The organism is Candidatus Pelagibacter sp. PS_16, assembly GCF_059417965.1.
In genome coordinates this window covers 43289-65346 of record NZ_CM182074.1, presented here as the reverse complement: position 1 = coordinate 65346, position 22058 = coordinate 43289, and the positions used below count along the sequence as shown (strand labels likewise).

The 22058-nt window shown below is 28.4% G+C and carries 25 protein-coding genes and 1 tRNA gene; 16 read left to right on the top strand and 10 right to left on the bottom strand.

The genetic code is table 11. The features are described from left to right. Position 1: 1 nt before the first annotated feature. Complete coding sequence (dcd, locus tag AC5SL0_RS00330) at positions 2–559, bottom strand: dCTP deaminase (RefSeq protein ID WP_494618298.1); 558 nt, start codon at positions 557–559, stop codon at positions 2–4. Positions 560–659: 100 nt separating this feature from the next. Continuing rightward, the gene (locus tag AC5SL0_RS00325) at positions 660–857 is read right to left on the bottom strand and encodes a hypothetical protein (protein ID WP_006997433.1); all 198 of its coding nucleotides are present in this window, start codon (positions 855–857) and stop codon (positions 660–662) included. 101 nt (positions 858–958) lie between these two features. On the opposite strand from AC5SL0_RS00325, the gene AC5SL0_RS00320 reads away from it, so the two are divergent. Beyond that, positions 959–1032: transfer RNA gene (locus AC5SL0_RS00320), tRNA-Thr, on the top strand. Between the two features lie 2 nt (positions 1033–1034). On the opposite strand, the gene AC5SL0_RS00315 is transcribed toward AC5SL0_RS00320, so the two are convergent. After that, complete coding sequence (locus AC5SL0_RS00315) at positions 1035–1754, bottom strand: TVP38/TMEM64 family protein (protein ID WP_011281734.1); 720 nt, start codon at positions 1752–1754, stop codon at positions 1035–1037. 92 nt (positions 1755–1846) lie between these two features. On the opposite strand from AC5SL0_RS00315, the gene rpmH reads away from it, so the two are divergent. From rpmH to AC5SL0_RS00265, 10 genes are read left to right on the top strand one after another with little or no spacing between them, the layout of a single operon-like run. Then, a complete protein-coding gene (gene rpmH, locus AC5SL0_RS00310) occupies positions 1847–2011 on the top strand; it encodes a 50S ribosomal protein L34 (RefSeq protein ID WP_006997435.1) in 165 nt (54 codons plus the stop codon). Positions 2012–2021: 10 nt separating this feature from the next. After that, the gene (gene rnpA, locus AC5SL0_RS00305; RefSeq protein WP_011281733.1) at positions 2022–2366 is read left to right on the top strand and encodes a ribonuclease P protein component; all 345 of its coding nucleotides are present in this window, start codon (positions 2022–2024) and stop codon (positions 2364–2366) included. Continuing rightward, entirely contained in the window at positions 2366–2617 is a 252-nt protein-coding gene (gene yidD, locus AC5SL0_RS00300; protein ID WP_020169032.1) for a membrane protein insertion efficiency factor YidD, read from the top strand. Before rnpA ends, yidD begins: the two co-directional genes overlap by 1 nt. Then, on the top strand, positions 2617–4293 hold the full coding sequence (gene yidC, locus AC5SL0_RS00295) for a membrane protein insertase YidC (RefSeq protein ID WP_271564457.1): 1677 nt from the start codon (positions 2617–2619) through the stop codon (positions 4291–4293). Before yidD ends, yidC begins: the two co-directional genes overlap by 1 nt. Beyond that, positions 4294–5160, top strand: coding sequence for an acetylglutamate kinase (gene argB / locus AC5SL0_RS00290; protein WP_011281731.1), 867 nt, complete (start codon positions 4294–4296; stop codon positions 5158–5160). Continuing rightward, positions 5157–5828, top strand: a complete 672-nt coding sequence (locus AC5SL0_RS00285) for a pyrimidine 5'-nucleotidase (RefSeq protein WP_271480464.1) — start codon at positions 5157–5159, stop codon at positions 5826–5828. Before argB ends, AC5SL0_RS00285 begins: the two co-directional genes overlap by 4 nt. 29 nt (positions 5829–5857) lie before the next feature. Beyond that, positions 5858–6685, top strand: coding sequence for a 2,3,4,5-tetrahydropyridine-2,6-dicarboxylate N-succinyltransferase (dapD, locus tag AC5SL0_RS00280; protein WP_006997441.1), 828 nt, complete (start codon positions 5858–5860; stop codon positions 6683–6685). After that, entirely contained in the window at positions 6686–7843 is a 1158-nt protein-coding gene (gene dapE / locus AC5SL0_RS00275) for a succinyl-diaminopimelate desuccinylase (RefSeq protein WP_494618295.1), read from the top strand. Then, a complete protein-coding gene (locus tag AC5SL0_RS00270; protein ID WP_006997443.1) occupies positions 7840–8769 on the top strand; it encodes a histone deacetylase family protein in 930 nt (309 codons plus the stop codon). The genes dapE and AC5SL0_RS00270 overlap by 4 nt, the downstream gene beginning before the upstream one ends. Before the next feature lie 31 nt (positions 8770–8800). Then, on the top strand, positions 8801–9280 hold the full coding sequence (locus tag AC5SL0_RS00265; protein WP_006997444.1) for an SET domain-containing protein: 480 nt from the start codon (positions 8801–8803) through the stop codon (positions 9278–9280). Here AC5SL0_RS00265 and truA read toward each other — a convergent pair. The 4 genes from truA to AC5SL0_RS00245 are packed head-to-tail and all read right to left on the bottom strand — an operon-like array spanning position 9270 to position 13241. Next, complete coding sequence (gene truA / locus AC5SL0_RS00260; protein WP_027306798.1) at positions 9270–10010, bottom strand: tRNA pseudouridine(38-40) synthase TruA; 741 nt, start codon at positions 10008–10010, stop codon at positions 9270–9272. The two genes, AC5SL0_RS00265 and truA, sit on opposite strands and share 11 nt — an antisense overlap. Next, positions 10003–10935 (bottom strand): methionyl-tRNA formyltransferase, encoded by a 933-nt coding sequence (gene fmt, locus AC5SL0_RS00255; protein ID WP_494618293.1) that lies wholly within the window; start codon positions 10933–10935, stop codon positions 10003–10005. The genes truA and fmt overlap by 8 nt, the downstream gene beginning before the upstream one ends. After that, on the bottom strand, positions 10936–11454 hold the full coding sequence (gene def / locus AC5SL0_RS00250; protein WP_018413777.1) for a peptide deformylase: 519 nt from the start codon (positions 11452–11454) through the stop codon (positions 10936–10938). A 26-nt stretch (positions 11455–11480) separates the two neighbouring features. Next, a complete protein-coding gene (locus tag AC5SL0_RS00245; RefSeq protein ID WP_494618291.1) occupies positions 11481–13241 on the bottom strand; it encodes a hypothetical protein in 1761 nt (586 codons plus the stop codon). Between the two features lie 209 nt (positions 13242–13450). Here AC5SL0_RS00245 and AC5SL0_RS00240 point away from each other — a divergent pair, with 209 nt between their 5' ends. Together AC5SL0_RS00240 and aroB are read left to right on the top strand one after the other, a co-directional pair. Continuing rightward, the gene (locus AC5SL0_RS00240) at positions 13451–13963 is read left to right on the top strand and encodes a shikimate kinase (RefSeq protein WP_018413774.1); all 513 of its coding nucleotides are present in this window, start codon (positions 13451–13453) and stop codon (positions 13961–13963) included. Next, entirely contained in the window at positions 13950–15056 is a 1107-nt protein-coding gene (aroB, locus tag AC5SL0_RS00235; RefSeq protein ID WP_494618289.1) for a 3-dehydroquinate synthase, read from the top strand. Before AC5SL0_RS00240 ends, aroB begins: the two co-directional genes overlap by 14 nt. Here aroB and AC5SL0_RS00230 read toward each other — a convergent pair. Next, a complete protein-coding gene (locus AC5SL0_RS00230) occupies positions 15045–15305 on the bottom strand; it encodes a BolA/IbaG family iron-sulfur metabolism protein (protein ID WP_494618287.1) in 261 nt (86 codons plus the stop codon). The genes aroB and AC5SL0_RS00230 overlap by 12 nt on opposite strands. 25 nt (positions 15306–15330) lie before the next feature. Here AC5SL0_RS00230 and AC5SL0_RS00225 point away from each other — a divergent pair, with 25 nt between their 5' ends. From AC5SL0_RS00225 to AC5SL0_RS00215, 3 genes are read left to right on the top strand one after another with little or no spacing between them, the layout of a single operon-like run. Further along, positions 15331–15858, top strand: coding sequence for a J domain-containing protein (locus AC5SL0_RS00225; RefSeq protein WP_494618286.1), 528 nt, complete (start codon positions 15331–15333; stop codon positions 15856–15858). Continuing rightward, positions 15848–16822, top strand: coding sequence for a cobaltochelatase subunit CobS (gene cobS / locus AC5SL0_RS00220; RefSeq protein WP_494618284.1), 975 nt, complete (start codon positions 15848–15850; stop codon positions 16820–16822). The genes AC5SL0_RS00225 and cobS overlap by 11 nt, the downstream gene beginning before the upstream one ends. Beyond that, positions 16823–18631, top strand: a complete 1809-nt coding sequence (locus AC5SL0_RS00215; RefSeq protein WP_494618282.1) for a cobaltochelatase CobT-related protein — start codon at positions 16823–16825, stop codon at positions 18629–18631. It begins immediately after the preceding gene. Here the strand turns inward: AC5SL0_RS00215 and AC5SL0_RS00210 are convergent. Further along, positions 18628–19908 carry an ActS/PrrB/RegB family redox-sensitive histidine kinase gene (locus tag AC5SL0_RS00210; protein ID WP_494618281.1) on the bottom strand — a complete coding sequence of 427 codons (1281 nt, stop codon included), beginning with the start codon at positions 19906–19908 and terminating at the stop codon, positions 18628–18630. The genes AC5SL0_RS00215 and AC5SL0_RS00210 overlap by 4 nt on opposite strands. Positions 19909–19910: 2 nt before the next feature. Further along, the gene (locus AC5SL0_RS00205; protein WP_494618279.1) at positions 19911–21968 is read right to left on the bottom strand and encodes a DNA gyrase subunit B; all 2058 of its coding nucleotides are present in this window, start codon (positions 21966–21968) and stop codon (positions 19911–19913) included. Between the last annotated feature and the right edge of the window lie 90 nt (positions 21969–22058).

The following is a 22058-nucleotide window of genomic DNA, read 5'->3' as shown; positions in this document are numbered from 1 at the left end:
ATTATACTTTTGGTAAAGTTACTCCAGTTTGACCCATATATTTTCCTTTACGGTCAGCATATGAAGTTTCAGGAGACTGATCTCCTTTTAGAAATAAAAATTGTGCAACACCTTCATTTGCATAAATTTTTGCAGGTAGCGGTGTGGTATTAGAAAACTCAAGAGTAACTGTTCCAAAAAACTCAGATTCAATTGGAGTTACATTAACTATGATTCCTGTTCTTGCATATGTGCTCTTACCAACAACAATACACATAATATCTCTTGGTATTTTAAAGACTTCAATAGTAGTTCCAAGAGCGAAAGAATTAGGAGGAATGATAATATAATCAGAGCTTTTTTTGGTTACAAAATTATCTGAACTAAACTCCTTAGGGTCAACGATAGAAGAATTAACATTATGAAATATCTTAAATTCATCTCCTACTCTTGCATCATAGCCAAATGAACTAAGTCCATAAGAAATTTTACCATCCCTGACTTGCTTATCTATAAAAGGAGAAATCATTGACTGCTCAACTGCTAACTTCTTTATAGATTTATCAGAAAGTACTGACATTATTTACTTTTCTTCTTATTTTTTTTTTGAAAAATTTTTCTTTTTTTTAAATTTTTTCTAAGAGCCAGACTTAACTTCTCATTTTTTTCTTTATCATTCATTATTTGTCTGGATTAGTTAAAAAATCTAAAGTGATAGGCTTTGATGCATCTAAAGTTTTCTCTGGTTCTTCTTGAACTTTTGGTCCCTCTTTAGCTTCACGTTTTGCTTTTTTTTCAGCAAGCTTTTTTTCTCTCTTTGCCTGCTTCTCCATAAGCTTATTGCCTTTAGTAGATTTATAATCGTAATGAATGCCCATAAAATTTCCTCCGTAGGTATAAATCATTATATGAAAAAAATTAAGGCAATTTTTTGAAAAAATGATTTATTATAGAAATACTTCAATAAAATAACAAATTAGCCCCTATAGTTAAATGGCATAACATGTCCATGGTAAGGATAAATTTCAAGTTCGATTCTTGGTGGGGGCACCAGATTATTTTTTGTAGAATATTTTTCTAGCAACAATTGCAGCTACTAATAAAGCTCCAAAAGCAATCATTGGAATGTAGATATCTGGTGAATATATTAAATCAATGATTCTAGGAGCTTCTAAGTTTTGTTCTATGATTTTTTCAAGTCCACTTCCAATTGAAACAACTAAAAATAGTGGTGGAGTTAATCCTATTAATGTTGCCCAAAAAAAATTACTCACTCTAACATTAAAAATACAAGGTAACACATTTGATAATGCAAAAGGAATGCCTCCAATAAATCTATAAGCTAAAAGATAAATAAATTCTGATTTTTTAAATTTTACTTCTAGATTTTTAAATCTATTTAAAAACTTTTCTTTAATAATTTCTTTAAAAAAATAATTTCCAATGATGTATAAAATTGTTGCACCAATAGTCATTCCAATTATTAGAATAATCGTTCCAAGCCACTTGCCAAAAATAAACCCTGCTAAGAGTGCAACTGGCAAACCAAATCCAGCCATCACAACCCAGATAATTGTGGCTGTTAAAAATATTAAAGAAATTAAAAATAAATTAGTTTGTTTTAATCCAAAAAAATAATCTCTATTGTTTTTAATAAATTCATAGCTTGTTAATTCTTCGAGGGTGAATTTTGATAAAAAAAAGTATAAAAATGATGAAACAACTAGAAGATAAAATAAACCTAAAGTTATCTTAACTTTTTTTGATTTTTCCATAATTTATTGGTCGTATTATAAAATCTTCTATTTGCTATTTATACATATAATTACTATAAAGGGCGAAATTTAAAAAAACTTAAATAAATCCTATGAAAAGAACATATCAGCCCAAAGTTGGAAAACGTCTTAAGAAGCATGGCTTCAGATCAAAGATGGCAACTAAAGGTGGGAAGAAACTTATTAAGAGAAGACGTGATAAGGGACGTAAAAACCTTACAGTGTCATCCACTCAAAAAAAACCTCAGGGTAAATAGTTCAAAATAAATGAAAAGCAAAATTGTTGCTCTTTCTAAAAACGAAGATTTTAAAAATTTACTTAAGAAAAAAAAAATCTCAAATAAATATATCACTCTCTTTTTTGGTCCTCTTGCAGATAAAGATAATAAAAAACTAAATATTAGCTTTGTAGCTAAAAAAAAACTAATCCGTAGTGCTGTAAAGAGAAATAAAATTAAAAGAAGATTAAGAAATATAATGAACGAAGCTATAAAAAAAGTGTCTATAAACTTTAATTATTCTTACCTTGTGATTGCGAAAATAACTATGCTAAACAATGAATATGCGATAATAAAAGATACTTTATTCCAAGACATAGAAAAGATTAAGTAATGAATATTATATCAAACATTTTAATTGGCCTGATCAAATTTTATAAAATGGTTATTAGCCCCTACTTAACTCCTTCGTGTAGATATCTTCCAACTTGCTCAGAGTATACAATTGAATGTTTAAGAACATATGGGCTCATTAAAGGGATATCAAAAAGCACTAAAAGAATATTTTCATGCCACCCCATTAAAATGTTAGGTGGTGGTGAAGGATTTGATCCAGTAAATAAAGAATTAAAGGCTAAGAAATAATGGATACTAAAAACGTAATTGCAGCAATATCCTTATCAGCAGCAGTAATTGTTTTATACTCTCTTTTTTTTCAGCCTGACCCTGCAACTATTAAACAAAATCTAGCTGAACAAAATAAAATTGAAAATAATACAGATACTCCAAGCTTAGATAAAAATGAAAATTTTTCGAAACTTTCAAGAACAGATGCTTTAAAAGAAAATGATAGAATTCAATTTGAAAATGGAAGTGTTGTTGGGTCAATTTCTTTAAAGGGTGCAGCAATAGATGATTTAACTTTTAAAGAATATAATGTCGAACTTAATAAAAATGAAAAAATAATCTTATTAAATCCAAGAAATGTTGAAGATGGTTATTTAGTTGAAAGTGGCTTTGTAAGTACTAACAAAAATATTGATATACCTGATGCTTCTACTGTCTGGGAAATTACCGGAAATAAGAGGTTAACCAATAATAATCCTATAAAACTAACATGGAGTAATACTCAAGGGATCACATTTGAGAAACATATAAGTCTAGATGATCAATTTTTATTTACTGTAAAAGAAAAAATAATTAACTCATCAGATAAATCCTATAATTTTTACTCCTATGGGCAAATAATTAGAAATGAGATACCAGAGATATCTGGCTTTTATATTTTGCATGAAGGGTTTTTATCTGTACTTGATGATGAATTAATTGAGGAAGATTACGACGATATCCAGGATAAAAAATTTACTCAAATCGCGCAAGAAGGATTTGTTGCTATTTCAGATAAATTTTGGGTTACATCAGTTATACCGCCAAAAGGTAAGGAGTTTAAAACAACTTTTGACTATAAAAATAAATTCAGAGCAAATTACATATCTACCAAAGGTATTGAGGTTAAAGCAAACAGTTCCATTGAAGAAAAAATTCAAATTATAGTTGCTGCTAAAAGAGTAAATGTAATTGATGGTTATGCTGAAAATTTAGATATCAACAAATTTGATCTAGCGATTGATTGGGGCTTTATGTACTTCATCACAAAACCTTTGTTCTTTGTATTAGATTACTTCTTTAAATTACTTGGTAATTACGGTTTAGCAATTATTGCTGTCACTATTTGCATTAGATTGGCATTCTTTCCTCTTGCCAATTTTAGTTTTAAGTCTATGGGAAAAATGAAGTTATTAGCACCTGAAATGGCTCGTCTAAAAGAGTTACACAAGGATGACAAAATGAAATTGCAACAAGCAATGATGGCTCTTTATAAAAAAGAAAAAGTTAATCCAATGAGTGGTTGTCTTCCTATTCTGGTTCAGATTCCTGTTTTCTTTGCGCTATATAAAGTATTATTTGTAACCATTGAAATGAGACACATGCCATTTTATGGATGGATACATGACTTAAGTGATAGAGATCCAACATCTTTATTCAATGTTTTTGGTTTAATTCCTTGGGATCCACCTTCTTTCTTATTAATAGGTGCGTGGCCTATCATTATGGGTATCACAATGTGGATACAGCAGAAACTAAACCCAACGCCACCAGATCCTATACAGGCTAAAATATTTATGTTTTTCCCAGTTTTTTTAACTGTAATTCTTGCACCATTTCCTGCAGGTCTTGTTATCTACTGGAGCTTCAACAACATCTTCACAATGATACAACAATATATTGTTCAAAGAAAAATGACTATCAAAACAACATAAATGTCATCGTTAAGAGAAGAAGAATTAATAAATATCTTACCCAAAGATGGCCCAACAGTTGAAGAAGTAAAAAAATATTTAGAAAAATATAATGATGAATTTATTATCATTAAGTGTGGTGGCAGTGTTTTAGTTGATCCAAAATTATTTAAAGTTTTTATTGAAGATGTAGTCGTTTTAAAAAAACTTGGTTTCAATCCTATAATTGTTCATGGAGGTGGAAAAAGAATTAATAGTAAGCTTTTAGAAGTTAATATTAAAAGCAATTTTATTAACGGACTAAGAGTTACTGATAAAGATACGATCAACATAGTTGAGGATGTATTAATCGAATTTAATAAAGAGATTGTTGAAGCTTTAAATGAGTTAGATTGCAAAGCAAAAAGAATTACCTCAAAAGAAAATAATATAATTACTGTCGTACAAGAAAACAAAGACCTTGGATTTGTGGGAAGGCCTACTGGGATTAACAAAGAGTTCTTAACTGAAATAATAAAAGCAAACAAAGTACCAGTCATTGCACCCTTAGGTTTGGATAAAGATAATCAGACCTTTAATATAAATGCAGATACTACTGCAGGATCGATTGCAATTGAACTAAAAGCTAGAAGATTAATGATTATTAGTGATGTTGAGGGCGTATTAGACAGTGAAAAAAAACTAATCCCTGAAATTAATTCTAAAAAAGCTAATGAATTAATTGATCAAGAAGTAATTTCTGGTGGAATGATACCTAAAATTAAGAATTGTCTAGATGTTGCAAGTAATGGAGTTAAGGCAGTTGTAATAATTGATGGAAGAAAAAATCACTCACTCCTTTTTGAACTATTATCTGATAAAGGTTCAGGAACTTTAATTAGAGAATGAAAAATTTAATTGATACTAAATACTGGCTATTCGACTTAGATAATACTTTGTATTCTGGACAAACAAAGGTTTTTTCTGAAGTTGATAAAAAGATGTCTTCTTTTATTTCAAAGAAATTTAATGTCGATTTAATTAAAGCAAGAGAAATTCAAAAAAAATACTTCTATGAATATGGAACGACATTATCTGGATTAATGAGTCACGATAAAATTGATCCACATGAATTTTTGGAATTTGTTCATGATATTGATATTAGCTGGCTTCCTAAAGATGAGATATTAAGAGAAGAATTAATTAAAATAAAAGAAAAGAAATATATTTTTACTAATGGTTCTCACGCTCATGTTGAAAATGTAACTAAACAACTAGGTATAGATGGTTTGTTTGATGGAGCGTTTGATATTGTTGATGCTAATTTTATTCCAAAACCAAAAATTGAACCTTATAAAAAGATAGTAGAAAAATTTGAGCTTGATCCAACAAAATCAATATTAATCGAAGATATTGCTCATAATTTAGAACAAGCGAAAAATTTAGGAATGAAAACTTGTTGGCTTGAGAATGATGAAGTATTTGCAAAAAAAGATGCCGATAAACCATATATTGATTATAAGATTAAGAACTTGCCTTCTTTTCTTCAAGAAATTAATATATTAAAAGCACAATAAAACTAACCTACTAAAGATAAAATAAAACTATGAAAGAATTTGAAAGCATTATTAATACAGCTTGGGAAAATAAAGATTCCATAAATGGTCAATCTGATAAATCTATATTAGATGCTATCAACCAAACAATTGAACTTGTTGATAAAGGTGAGCTAAGAGTTGCTGAAAAAAATGGCAATGAGTGGGTAGTTAATCAGTGGGTTAAAAAAGCAATAATGTTAAGTTTTAGAACTCATGATATGGATTCATTAAGCGGCCCGTATAGTAGTTGGTATGATAAATCTCATTTATTAAAAGGTAAAACAGCAAATTGGACTAAGGAAGATCATATAAAAGCTGGTTTTAGAATGGTTCCAAATTCTCCAGTTAGAAAAGGATCTTTTATTGGAAAGAATGCAGTACTAATGCCTTGCTTTGTAAATATTGGAGCTTATGTAGATGAAGGAACTATGGTGGACACTTGGGCTTCTGTAGGGTCTTGTGCACAAATAGGAAAGAACTGTCACATATCAGGTGGTGCTGGAATTGGAGGTGTATTAGAGCCAATGCAAGCTAACCCTACTATCATCGAAGACAATTGCTTTATTGGAGCTCGTTCAGAAATAGTTGAAGGAGTAATTGTTGGAGAAGGATCTGTATTATCTATGGGTGTATTTATTGGTCAATCTACAAAAATTGTTTATCGAGAAACTGGTGAAGTAATCTATGGAAAAATTCCACCATACTCAGTAATAGTTCCAGGTAGCATTCCTAGTAAAGATGGTAAAGGTCCTGCTTTATATTGTGCAGTAATTATTAAACAAGTTGATGAAAAAACTAGATCTAAAACTTCTATTAACGACTTATTAAGAGACTAAATGCCAACTTATAATGAAATCACATTAGCTAAAGAGCTAATAAGATTTCCAAGCATTACACCAATTGATGCTGGGGTAATGAAATTCTTAGCTAAAAAATTAACTACTATTGGATTTAAATGTAAGATTTTAGAGTTTAAAGATAAAAAATCTAAACCAGTTAAAAACCTATATGCAAGATTGGGTAATACTCAACCAAACTTTATGTTTGCTGGTCACTTAGATGTAGTACCTCCCGGAAATATACAAGATTGGACGATTAAACCTTTTAGTCCAACTATTAAAAAAAATCATCTTATTGGTAGAGGTGCTAATGATATGAAAAGTGCAATTGCAAGCTGGGTTGTTGCTGTAAACAACTATGTATTAACTAATAAAAAAATTAATGGATCAATTAGTTTATTAATTACTGGTGATGAAGAAGGTGTTGCAATTAATGGTACTAAAAAAGTAGTTGATTACTTAAAAAAGAAAAAAGAAAAAATAGATTTTTGCTTAGTTGGTGAGCCAACAAACCCTAATAAACTTGGTGAAATGATTAAAATAGGTAGAAGAGGAAGTATTAATGTTGAATTAACGATAATTGGAACTCAAGGTCATGTTGCATATCCTCATCGTGCTAAAAATCCATCGACTTCATTAATAAAAATACTAAATGAAATAAAAGAAATAAAATTTGATAAAGGAACAAAAGACTTTCAGCCTACAAATTTAGAGGTAACTAAAATTAATATCAATAATACAGCTGATAATGTTATTCCAGGCCATGCAAGAGCTACCTTTAACATAAGATTTAATAATAAACATACGTCTTCTAGCTTAAAGAATAGATTGAATAAAATTTTCAAAAAAATTACTAAAAAAGATAAATCTAATTTTAAAGTTGAATACCGTGTATCAGGTGAAGCTTTTTTAACTAAGCCTAATAAAACAACTTATATGATTCAAGATGTAATAAAAAAAATTACAAAAATTAAACCTCAATTGTCTACAACCGGTGGAACTTCTGATGCAAGATTTATTAGAAAAATTGCTCCATGTTTAGAATTTGGTCTAGTAGGTAAAACTATGCACAAAGTAGATGAGGCAGTGTCTATTTCAGATCTAAAAAAATTGACTAAAATATATTATAATATTTTAGAAAATTATTTTAAATGAAAACTGGTTTAATAACCTCTGGCACTTATCAAAATCATAATACAGGCGACGGTCATCCAGAGAAAATTGATAGAGTTACAGTAGTTATCGATAACTTTAAAAAGTTAGATAATAAAGATTTAGTTTGGAAAAAACCTTCAAAATTTGACCGATCACTTTTAGAAATAACACACAATTCTGATTATATAAATTTTGTAGAAAAATCTTTTCCTGAAAAAGGATTATCTTTTTTAGATGGAGATACAATAGTCTCCCCTGGGAGTAAGGATGCCACATCAGATGCCGTAGGTTCAATCATAACAGCTATTGATGGTGTTCAAAATAAAGATTTTAAAAATGCTTTTTGTGCCGTTAGACCTCCAGGGCATCATGCAGAGAAAAATAAAGCTATGGGTTTTTGCATTTATAACAATGTCGCTGTTGGAGCCAATTATCTTATAAATAAATATAAACTTAAAAAAATAGCAATTATTGATTTTGATGTGCATCATGGAAACGGCACTCAAGATATTTTTTATGATAATGAAAAAGTTTTATATATTTCTACTCATCAATACCCTTATTACCCAGGCTCAGGCACTAAAGATGAAAAAGGAAAACATAACAATATATTAAATATTCCTTTACCAGCAGGAACAACTTCTGAAGAGTATTTAAATGCTTATGAATTTGTACTTAATAAAATTAAAGAGTTTAAACCTGAATTTATCTTGCTTTCTGCAGGGTTTGATGCTCATAAAGATGATCCATTGGCACAACTTCAATTAGAGTCAAAAGATTTTTATAGTATTACCAAAAGAACACTCGAGTTATCAAAACAATATTGTGATGGAAAAGTAGTGTCAATTTTAGAAGGTGGATACGATCTACAAGCACTTCAAGAAAGCACTGAGATGCATGTAAAAGCTTTACTAGAATTTAATTGATAATTTCTCAATACGCATTAAAGAACTCACAATGAAACTTTACAAAATTAAAAAATCTGACATCGATAAAAAAGGCCGTGGCCTATATGCTGCAAAAGATATCAAAAAAGGTACTAGAATTATTGATTATGTGGGTAAAATTATCACTAAGAAACAAACAGAAGAATCACAAAAGTTTGATAATGCAAAGCCCATATATTTATTTAATTTGAATAAAAAATATGACTTGGATGGAGATGTTTCTTGGAACACAGCACGTTTAATAAATCACTCTTGTTCTAATAATTGCGATTATAACGGGACAGGTTTAAAGTTATGGGTGGTTGCTATAAAAGATATTAAAAAAGGTGAAGAAATTACAGCCGATTATGGTTTTGGCTATGATGAAGATTACAAACAATTTCCATGCAAATGTAAGTCAAAAAATTGTTGTGGCTATATTGTTAGAGCAGAATCTAGATGGAGAATTAATAAAAAATTTAGCATTGGCCGACAAAAAACTAGTAAATAACTTTTTCTAAAAATAATCCCTCAGCAGGTGCTGGTGGTGCACAAAGAATTCTTTTTTTTGATTTAATAACAAATTCAAATTTTTTTAAATCCCATTTATTTTCAGCTAAGTATTTTAAACTACCTACCATTGATCGTACTTGTTGTTGTAAAAATGATTGAGATTTAAATTGTATTTCAATTCTTCCATCTTTTGATTTAATCTTAACAGATTTCATAGTTTTGATTGGACTTTTTGCATTACAGCTTGATGCTCTAAAAGTAGAAAAATCTTTAGTACCTAAAAGTTTTTTTGCCCCTTTTTTCATTAACTCAATATCTAATTTTTTGATTATGTGCCAACCTCTTTCTTTTTCAAGAGAAGGCTTACTTAATCTATTAAAAATTATATATTTATAAATTCTTTGTTTGGCAGAATGTCGTGCATGAAATTTTAGACTTCTTTTTTTAATTGCTAAAACAGAAATACCTTTATCATTTATAAAATGATTAATTGATTTTAATAACTTATCTAAATTTTGAATTTCTTTTTTGCTATCAAAATGGGCTGACTGCTCTATTGCATGAACGCCTGCGTCTGTTCTTCCAGATCCTATCAAAACCACTTTTTCTTTTAAAAATTTTGATAACTTGACTTGTATTTCTTTTTGAATTGATTTTCCTTTAGATTGTATTTGCCAACCAACAAAATTAGTTCCTATATATTCTATTAAGACTTGATATCTAAACATTTGTTATTCTTGAGCCTTTTGTAATTTGAGAACCAAGAACAAATTCTTTAATATTTTGGGGCTTTTTTCCTTGTCTTTGAATTTCAATAATTTTGATAGATTTTTGGTTACCGCAGCTAATTTCTAAATCACTGGACATTACTTCACCTATCTCACCACTTTTATTTCCTAATTCTGCTTTTAAAATTTTGTATCTTTCATCATTAAAAATAAAAAAGGCCCCAGGGCTTGGGTATAATCCGTTTATTTTTCCAATAATACTTTCTGCATTATCATTCCACTTAATTTCACCCTCTGATTTTTCAATTTTAGAAGCATAGGTTGCGCTTGTCTCATCTTGTTCTTTAAATGTTAATTTATCTTCAAATATATTTTCTACATTTTCTATGATTTTTTCTGAAGCTAAAATTGAGAGTTTAGTTGATATTGTTTCTGCATTATCACTATCTTTAATTTTTATTCTATAACTATTGCCAACTGGACCAGTATCAAGTTTTTCTCCTATTTTCATAATACTAATTCCTGTTTCTTTCTCTAAATTCATAATAGACCTTTGAATGGGTGCAGCACCTCTCCACTTTGGCAGAAGGGAGGCGTGAATATTTATAAAACCTTTTTTGGCAAGATTTAAATATTGTTTGGGTATTATTTGACCATAGGCCACAACAATTACCAAATCTAAATCTAGTTGTTTTAAATATTCATATTCTTCTTTATTTGCTTTTAATGTGTCTGGTGTTCTACAATCCATATTATAATCTTCTGCTACAATTTGTATTGGCGACTTATTTATCTTTTGACCTCTTTGAGATTTTTTTGGTGGCTGTGTATATACAGCAGGTATTATATAATTTTTTTCATATAAAGATTTTAAAATTGGTACAGCAAAAAATGGTGTACCCATGAAGACAATTTTCTTTGTCATTTAAACGATTATTCTATTCGACTTAATCTTAGAGAGTTTTTTAATTATCATAGATTTTTTTAATTTAGATAAATAATCTATAAACAAAACTCCTTCTAAGTGATCCATTTCATGTTGAATACAAGTAGCCAATAATCCATCTGCTTTTAATAATTGTTTTTTTCCATTGTAATCTAAATATTCAACTTTACATTCATTTGGTCTTTCTATTTCAGCAAACTGATCAGGAACTGACAAACAACCCTCTTCATATTTTGACATTATATCATTTTTATTTTTGATTACTGGATTAACAAAATATCTTGGCTCCTTTTTGTCTTCATCTCTACTTATATCCATTACTATAATTCTTTTTGGTACCCCTATTTGAATTGCTGCAAGACCTATTCCCGGTGCTGCATACATAGTATCCAACATATCATCCATAAGTCTTCTTTCTTCATCACCAACATTTTCAACTGGTTTAGAAATCTGCCTTAATAGTTTATTTGGTTCTGTTAAAATTGGTTTAACTGACATTATGGTTGATTATTTTAGTATAAATTTTAAACTTTTAAAGGAAGAACTTTAAAGAGTATTTTATTTCTTAGTGGATCCGCATTTAGCTGATTAAGTGTGCTTATAATAAAGTATAACGTATCCTCATCAATAGCATTTAAGCTGTCCTGCCCTATAACCTCAACAATTCTAAGCAATGCAGCAGCCATATCACCGCTGTTAACAAATATTTGAATATCAGATGGTATTTCTGAATCGTTTATTTGGTATAAATCATCATACTTATCTAAAATCTTGACACCATCGGACTTGAAGGTCTCAACTAAAATTACATCTTTTTTAGAAAAAAAATATTTTTTATCTTTTTTTATCTTTTTTAAGAAATCATTTATATCTTTTGTGGGATCATTTTTAGATTTTTCTAATTTTAAATAATTTATTAATTTTGATTGATGTAAAATTTTATTATTTATTTTAATATTTGCTTGTTCTGTCTCTTCATTACCTAAATTATTTTGATAAAATGTTGTAAAATTTGAAGGCACCTTGTTCTCTTCTATATCTTTTAAAAAATTTTTTAATTCTATATTAAATGCATTTTCAATACCGTCATTCTTGAAAGAATTTTTGAGGGCGTTCATTAACTGTAACTTATTCTCAATTTCAGTAGTAATTAAAATTCCTTGATAAATAAGCGCTCTTGTTTCTGTTTTTGAGAGTACTTTTGTTGATTCTTTAATATTTAATAATTGATTAATATTAAATTGAAATCTCTTATAAAGTTCAAATAATTCTTTTTCTGCATAATTTCCCTCATGTGTTGCTTTTTCAATGCTCGTAATTTTCTCTATATCTGTAAGCTCAATATCACTGATATCATCTAATAGATTTGAAGTTGATAGATATTTCCATATTTGCCTGGATGTAGTATTTTTTGGTTCAAATTTAAATTCTGGGTTCGTTCTGTGAGATAAATGGAAATCTAAAATTGTTTTTTCTGAAACTTCTGTTGCTGGTTCTGTATTATACCCCATTAAATAATCAATTTTTTTATTAAAAAACTTATCTGCAATGCCTAATTCTAATTGAAGATCGATAAGCAATTGAGCTTCATCTCTTTTATTATTATTAATTAAGCAATAAATGTTGAATTTAGATAAATATAAATCTTGTATCGGTTCATTAATTTTAGAAAAAATTTCACAAGCTTTTTCAACATCTGATTGAGACAAATAATGATCTACTAAATGTTTGGTAAGTTTTGGATGCTCATTAATAATCTCATTATTTAATAAATATTTTTCAATCAAGTCAAAGTTTGAGCGCTTAATAAGCCACTTTGATTTAATTTCTAAAAATTGTTCTTTTGAAATATTCATTTCTGGATAATGTGCATTTGTTAATAATAAAACATCTAAAATCTCTGCAGCATCTCTTGAAAGTTCCAATTTATCTATTCTTTTAAAGATATTTAAAATTTGATCTCCATTAGAATTGGACCACATATTAATATCCAACCCATTTTCTGCAGGGTCATAAATTCCGATTAATTTTTTTTCTTTTGAAATTAAAGTTTGCGTTTCTTCTATGCTTAATTCCACTTCTTTTTGGGATTGCATATCATAAATACTATTCTGGGGAATATTTTTTTCCAATTCATCTTCTATTAAGATTAAGTTTTCTTTAGGTTTTTTTTCTCCCACTTCCCAGATATCCACTGGTTCTTGTGAGTTGGTTGCAAAACCAAAAAATAAAGAAAATAATATAACTAAAAAATAGTTTTTACTTAACAATTTTAAGTTTTTCATTAGGGATGATTTTTTCAATGTCTTTATTTGGAGATGGAAATTCAATTTTACCAAGTAGTACTATGGCTCCAATAAAAATAATTAACACAAATACTATTTTGATTAATAAACTTTTACTACTCCGATTACTTGTGTTTTTTGAAAATTGCATATATTCTTTAGTAATTTCAAATTAAGACATATTTGTGTTTTTTCAATAAAGAAAGCTTATGAATTCAAATAAAAACCTCGTTTTTTTAGGTATGATGGGGTCAGGCAAATCTTCTATTGGGGCTATGGTTTCCAAAAAATTGAATATTCCATTCATTGATATAGACAATTTAATTGAAGAACATGCTGGTAAGACCATCTCAGAAATATTTAAAGTAAATGGCGAGGCATACTTTAGAAATTTAGAAGAAAAAATAACTATTAAGTCTTTAAAACATAAAAAAGTTGTTGTTTCTTTAGGTGGGGGCAGTTTTATTAATGACAAGATAAGAAAAGATATTTTAAAAAATCATTTTTCTTTTTGGCTCGATTGGGATGATTTAATTTTAATTAAAAGAATTAAAGGTAGTAAAAAAAGACCCTTAGCCTCAAATTCAACTGATCTTGAAATTAAAGCCATTATTAATAAAAGAAAGAAAGTATATTCAAAAGCTAATTTTAAAATAAACTGTAATAAATTAACAAAAAGTGAAATAGTTAAAACAATAATAAAAACATATGAGCTTAATTAAATTAAAAGTTAACACCAACAGTCAACAATATTCAATTATTATTGGAAATAATATTTTAAAAAAAATAAATAAATTTTTGAAAGAAAATTCTATTGATTTTAATCAATGTCTTCTAGTAATTGACAAAAATATTCCAAGAAATTTAGTAAAAGATACTTTAAAATCTTTGCCAAAAGGATCTGTTTCAATTCATTATTTTAATGCGAGTGAAAAAAATAAAAATCTAAAAAGTGTCAATGAAATCACATCAATTCTTTTAAAAAAAAGTTTTAATAGAAATGATTGTTTAATTTCTATTGGTGGTGGTATTACTGGTGATGTATCAGGCTTTGCAGCAAGCACTTTTAAGCGAGGCTTAAAGTTTGTAAATATACCAACTACACTACTTTCACAGGTCGACTCATCAATCGGAGGCAAAACAGGTGTAAACACCAAATATGGTAAAAACTTAATTGGCTCATTTTATCAACCTAGTCTAGTTATATCAGATACTAACTTTTTAAACTATTTACCAAAAAGAGAAGTTGTATGTGGCTATGGTGAAATTTTAAAACACTCACTTATTAATGGAAAAAAATTTTTTTATTTTTTAGATAAAAATGGAAAAAAAATTATCCAATTAAAAAGTCCCTTTATACAAGCGGCTATTCATCAAAGCTGCTTGATTAAAAAAAAAGTAGTTGAAGCTGACGAAAAAGAATTAGGTATAAGAAAAATACTAAATTTTGGACATACCTTCGCTCATGCCTTTGAAGCAACACTGCGTTATTCAGCAAAGTTAAATCATGGTGAAGCAGTTATCCTCGGTGTTAAAACTGCTGCTAGATTTAGTTTATTAAATAAAATTTTAAATAAAAAAGAATTTGAATTAATTGATGGTCACTTAAATGACCTAAATCTTCCAAGAGATATTAATAAATTCTTTTCAATAAAAAATTTAAATACAATTTTATCTTTTATGAAAAAAGATAAAAAAAATAATACAAAGAAAATTAGTCTAGTTTTGCTTAAAAGAATAGGTTCTCCAGTTTACAAATTACAGTTTAATGAAAAAACTATTAATCTCTTTTTAAAAAAAGAATTAACTAAGTAGTATTTGGATAGAATGTATGTGTTCTTTCAGCTCATACTCTAAAATATTATAGATTTTCTTGGTTGATTTTATCTTATTTAATTTTTTAAGCTCTTCAGATTTAATAATTAATTTTAGATGGAACATTCCTTCTTGATTTCCTTTATGATTTTTATGTAAAAAACTTTTATCTTCGATTTTAAGATCTTGTATAATAATTTTTGCTTCAAGTTTATTTTTAACAATTTTAATTAATTCGTTTATATTCATAAATAATAATTTATTACTATACAGCATGAAAAATATTTGTGATTGGAATAATTGCTTTGATACTGGTGAATATAAGGCACCAATTGAGAAAGATAATAGCAAACGCTACAGATTGCTTTGCTTAGCTCATGTTAAAGAATTTAATAAAAATTGGAATTATTTTAAAGGAATGGATGATGAGCAGGTATTTGATTTTTTAAAGTCTGACATGACCTGGCATAAACCCACTCAAAGCTTTGGCTCTTCAGATAATTTTTTTAAAGTTCTGTGGAACAATACGTTAAAAGATGAATTTGATAAAACCAAACTTAGAGGTGAATATAACCACATGAATCAATTCAAATTTGATGCTAATGATATTAAAGCTTTTAGTATTCTGGGTGTTTCAGTTGGCCAAAAATGGGAACAAATACAAGATCAGTTCAAAACTCTTGTCAAAAAATTTCACCCTGATATTAATTTGGGAAATAAAGAATACGAAGAAAAACTTAAATTAATTACTTTAGCTTATACTCAGCTAAAAAATACTTATAAGGAAAAAATTGACACCTAATTTAAACATACAGCCAGACATTAAAATATCTTTAAAGCAAAGTTTTGGAATTGACTCAGATATGGAAGTTGACGCTTTCTCTAAAAGAAGTGAATACGTTCCCGAAATAGATAAAAATTATAAGTTTGATAGAGATACTACCCTTGCTATCATATCAGGTTTTGCTTTTAATAAACGTGTCTTGGTTCAAGGTTATCATGGTACAGGAAAGTCTACTCACATTGAACAAATCGCAGCTAGATTAAACTGGCCTTGTATTAGAGTAAATTTAGACAGTCATGTAAGTAGAATTGATCTTATTGGAAAAGATGCAATTGTTGTAAAAGATGGAAAACAGATTACTGAGTTTAAAGAAGGTATTTTACCTTGGTCCATTCAAAACCCTGTTGCACTTGTTTTTGATGAGTATGATGCAGGAAGACCAGACGTGATGTTTGTTATTCAAAGGGTGTTGGAAGCTGAAGGTAATTTCACTCTTTTAGATAAAAATAAAGTTATAAAACAAAATAAATTTTTTAGATTATTTGCGACTTCAAATACAGTTGGTCTAGGGGATACAACAGGATTGTACCATGGTACTCAACAAATTAACCAAGGGCAGATGGATAGATGGAATATTGTAACATCTTTAAATTATCTTAGTCTTGATAGAGAAATGGAAATCGTTCTTGCTAAAAATAAAAATTTAAACAACCCAAAAGGTAAAGAAAAAGTCTCTAACATGATTAAAGTTGCATCTTTAACTAGAAAGGGCTTTATAGCTGGAGATATATCAACTGTAATGAGTCCAAGGACGGTACTTCATTGGGCTGAAAATGCTGAAATTTTCAAAGACACAGGTTATGCTTTTAGGGTCACTTTTTTGAATAAGTGTGACGATATAGAAAAAAATACAATAGCTGAATATTATCAGAGATGCTTTGGAGAGGAATTACCAGAGTCGATGGTTAATATTCAGATCTAAATGAGCTCAAAAGAAAACAATTTTAAAGAGCAATTTAAACAAGCATTAATTTCTACAGCTAAAGTAATTTCCGAAGATTATAAATTAGATGTTAAAAAATTAGATAAAGATTTAAGTAATAAAAAAACTAATTTTTTTGATATAACCAATTTATCAAATAAAAATGATTTTGTTAAACTAAGAGCAGAAACTGACTCTGGTGCCTTAAAGAAAAAATTTTCAAATAAAGAAATATTTAATAAAAACCTACCTAATAATCCTTCTTGTAAATCTTTATATAATATTGCCGAAAAAATCAGGTATGAGCTTCTTGGCAGCAAAATGCTTAAAGGTGTTGGAAAAAATTTAAGTGAAAATTACAACCAAAAAATACTTTCTAATCATAAAGAACAATTAAAAAATAAAGAAGATGTTCCTGTGAATGAAGCTTTTGAATTATATATGTTAAACAAATTCTTTAAATTAGAACTCAATGATGTGTCTACAAAAATGTTAGATTTTTGGAAGAAAGAATTTGACGAATCTATTGATAAGCATTTTGATTTTTTAAGTAAAAATTTGGAAGATCAAAATAATTATAGTTTAAAATTTTCAGAAATTTTAGAGAATATGGATGTCTTTGCTTCAAATAATGAAGAAAATAATGAAGAAAACGATGAACAAGAAAATGAGCAAGACAATAAATCAGAGAACGATAATGACGGCCAGTCTGATGACAAAGAGGAAGAAAATAAACAAGATGATAGCCAGAGTAGTTTAGATGCTGGCTTTGATCTAAGCGACCAGCAGATGGAAGAGCAATTAGAAGACTCAGATTCTTTAAAAGAGAGTGCAGAAAGCGTTTTACAAAAAACAAATGTTGATAATATTGATCAAGATTACAAAGTATTCACCACAGAATTTGATGAAATTGCAAAAGCTGAAATATTAGAAGATATAAAAGAAACACAAAAATTAAGAAAAAATTTAGACCAACAACTTGTCGGGTTTCAAGATTTAATTACTAAGCTTGCTAACAAACTACAAAGGCAGCTCCTTGCAAAACAAAATAGAGCATGGGAGTTTGACTTAGAAGAAGGTTTATTAGATAGCTCAAAATTAACTAGAATAATTATGGATCCTTATAATTCTTTATCTTTTATGAAAGAAAAAGATCTTGATTTTAAGGACACAATCGTAACTTTGTTAATAGACAATTCTGGTTCCATGAGAGGTCGGCCAATAACAATTGCTGCACTTTGTGCAGATATATTATCTAGAACCTTAGAAAGATGCTCAGTGAAAGTAGAGGTTTTAGGCTTTACTACAAAAAATTGGAAAGGTGGTAAAAGCAGAGAAGCTTGGACTAAAAATGATAAGCCAAAAAATCCTGGAAGATTAAATGATTTAAGACATATAATTTATAAAGGTGCAGACACACAGTGGAGACAGGCAAAAAACAATATAGGCTTAATGCTTAAAGAAGGATTATTAAAAGAAAATATTGATGGGGAAGCTATTTCGTGGGCCTATAATAGAATTAAAAAAAGAAAAGAAGAAAGGAAAATACTGATGGTTATTTCAGATGGTGCCCCAGTTGACGACTCAACTTTATCAGTTAATTCAGGAGATTTTTTAGAAAAACATTTAAAAAAAATGGTTAAATTTATAGAAACTAAGAGTGACGTTGAAATTTTAGCTATCGGTATTGGGCATGATGTTTCTAGATATTACAATAAAGCTATTAAAATAACAGATGTGCATGAACTTGGAGATGTTATGGTTTCACAATTGAGTGGCTTATTTGAAAATAAAAAAAAACTACATTAAAGTTTTAAAAGATCTTCATTTTTCCATTTAATACTTACTTCAGCCCCACTTCTTGTTTGGGAATTTCTGCATAAAATATTTGCATAATTTTTTTCAAGTAAAGTTTTGCCTATAAAAATTCCAAGACCTAATCCAGATTTAGATTTTATTGAAGACTTAAAAGATTTAATATAAGGCTCTCCAATTTTACTCAAAACATCTTTTGGGTACCCCTCACCATCATCTTCAATCATAATTTCTGTGAAATCACTATCACTTTTTATATTAATAAAAATCTTATTTTCAGAAAACTTATTTGCATTACCAATAAAATTTCTTAGTCCATAAACAATTTCTATTGATTTAGTTATATTTAGTGGATTTGAATTTTGATCATAATTTACAATAAAATCTTTTTTACTTGTTTCTTGGAATGATTTGACTATTTCACTCACGTATTCTGCCATTGTTAAATCACGATCAATAAAATTATCTTCGATTATTGGGTTTAATGTTAATTTTTTTAAAATTTCACTACATCTCTCTAATTGACTGGATAATAACTCAATATCTTTTTTAACATCTTCATTATCTTTAAATCGCTTCAATAAATCAGTGGAGATAATCTTCATTGTTGAAAACGGTGTACCTAATGAATGTGCAGCGGCAGCAGCCTGCCCTCCTAATGATAATAGCTCATGTTCTTTTGACATGATTTCTTCCATTTTATTTAGTGCCTCTTTCCTTATTCTAGATTCTGATCCAAAGGTTAAGGCAAAATAATTTAAAAAAATTAAAGCAATAATTAATGCGATTGGAATTGAATAGTAATAATAGCTGTCTACGTGAAAATGTTCTTTAATTGGATAGGGCAAAGGTTGATTAAAAAAAGTAAGAAAAATAATCACTAAAACTGTGAAGCTGACTAACAATAAATTGCTCCTAAAACCTAAATTAGATGAGGAAAATATAGCTGGGATAATCAAAAAAATTGAAAAAGGATTTATAATTCCACCTGTTAAATAAATCAAACAACTCAGTTGTAAAATATCAATAGATAAAAAAAGAAATGCTGTTTTATCTGACAGTTGTGTGTTTTTGTTAATATAGATTAAATAAAGATTGCTTAGCGCTCCAATCAAAATTATTGAATTTTCTAGAATTAGATTAAATCTAAAATCAAAAACAAAATAAATAACATTAACTGTTATAAGTTGGCCAATAATAGCAATCCATCTTAGATTGATGTAGGTCGATTTTTTTAATGAAAAATATTTAGAAGTTTCGAAAAACTTCATTATTAGATATCTAGATTTTGAACATTAATTGCATTTGAAACAATAAAATCTTTTCTCAATGCAACATCATTACCCATTAATGTGTGTATTAAATCTTGATCTTTTTTTATATCTTTTGAGTATTGTACTTGTAATAAATTTCTTGTTTCAGGATCTAACGTAGTATTCCATAGCTCTTCTGGGTTCATCTCTCCTAATCCCTTAAACCTTTGAATGCTCATTCTAGATTTTTCATCTTCATAAGCTTTAGTGAATTCTTTTGTTCCTTTTTTAATTTTTTGTAATTCTTTATTATTCTTTAAAATATAATCCTCTAACTCTTTCTCATCTTTTATATAAATGCCTTTTGTTCCCTTATTGATCTTGAATAAAGGTGGCTGTGCAAGATAAACATGTCCATTTTCAATTAGTTTATTAAATGGCTTATTGTTAAAGAATGTTAGTAATAATGCTCGTATATGAGAACCATCAACATCAGCATCAGTCATGATAATAATTTTTCCATATCTTAAATCTTTCAAATCAATATCTTCAACTTTTGGATCAAGGCCAAGTGCGTTAATTAAAGTCACAACCTCATTAGATGACATCATTTTTGATAAAGATTTTGTTCTATGTTCGCTACCATCTCTATTGCTATTTTTTTTAAGAACAATTTCTTCCACATAGGTATTAAGAATTTTACCTCTAAGTGGTAAAACAGCTTGATTTGACCTATTTCTTCCTTGTTTAGCAGAGCCACCCGCAGAATCTCCCTCAACAATAAACAATTCTGTTCCTTCTTGTTTGCCTATTTGACAATCTGCTAATTTTCCAGGTAATCCACTTAATTCTAAAGCACCTTTACGTCTAACATTTTCTCTAGCTTTTCTAGCAACGTCTCTTGCTAGAGCTGCCTGCATTACTTTAGCTAAAATAATCTTAGATAAAGTTGGGTTTTGATCAAACCATATTGAAAGTTTTTCACTAACAATGCTTTCTACAATCATTCTAACTTCTGATGAAACAAGCTTATCTTTTGTTTGAGAAGAAAATTTAGGATCAGGTATTTTTGCTGAAATTACACATGTAAGACCTTCTTTAATATCATCTCCTGAAATAGTTAATTTATTTTTTTTTAATAAATTATGCTCTGTAGCGTATTTATTGATAACTCTAGTAAGAGCGCTCCTAAATCCTAATAAATGAGTACCACCATCTTTTTGATAAATGTTATTTGTATAAGGATAGATGTCTTCTCCATAACTTGCATTCCACTTTAAAGAACATTCAATTTCAATATTGTCTTTTTTTCCTTCAATATAAATAGGCTTCTTAAATAAATCATTTCCCGTTTTATTTACAAGTTTTTCTCTTTTTTCGTCTAAAAAATCAACAAATTCTAAAACTCCTCCATCAAACTTAAATACAATTATTTTTTCTTTTTTTTGATTTAAATCGTTAACAGTTATTTTTATTCCCTTATTCAAGAATGCAAGTTCACGCATTCTTTTAATAATTATACTTGGAGTAAATTTAATTGAAGAAAATATTTCTTTTGATGGTAAAAAAGTTATTTGTGTTCCAGTTTCTTTTGATTTTCCTATAACTTTAAGAGGTGCTTTTGAGGCTCCATCTTTAAATTCTATAAAATATCTATTTCCATCTCTATCGATTTCTAATTTTAATTTTTCTGATAATGCATTTACAACTGAAACTCCAACACCATGTAAACCACCCGATACTTTGTATGAATCATGATCAAATTTTCCTCCAGCATGAAGCTGAGTCATAATAACTTCTGCGGCAGACATTTTTTCACCCTTATGCATATCAACAGGTATTCCTCTACCATCATCTCTAACTGTAATTGTTCCGTCAGAGTTTATTTTAACATCTATATTTTTACAGTGTCCTGCTAAAGCTTCATCTATTGAGTTATCAACAACCTCATAAACCATATGATGCAAGCCCGTTCCATCATCGGTATCACCAATATACATTCCTGGTCTTTTTCTAACAGCCTCAAGACCTTTTAAAACTTTAATGGAGTCTGCTTGGTATGTGGAACTATTTTTCATTTTTGATTAATATAAGTTATTATTTATACCATTTATTTAAAAAATTATCTTAATTTTTAAATTTCCTAAAAATTTTTGTTTAAATAAGTA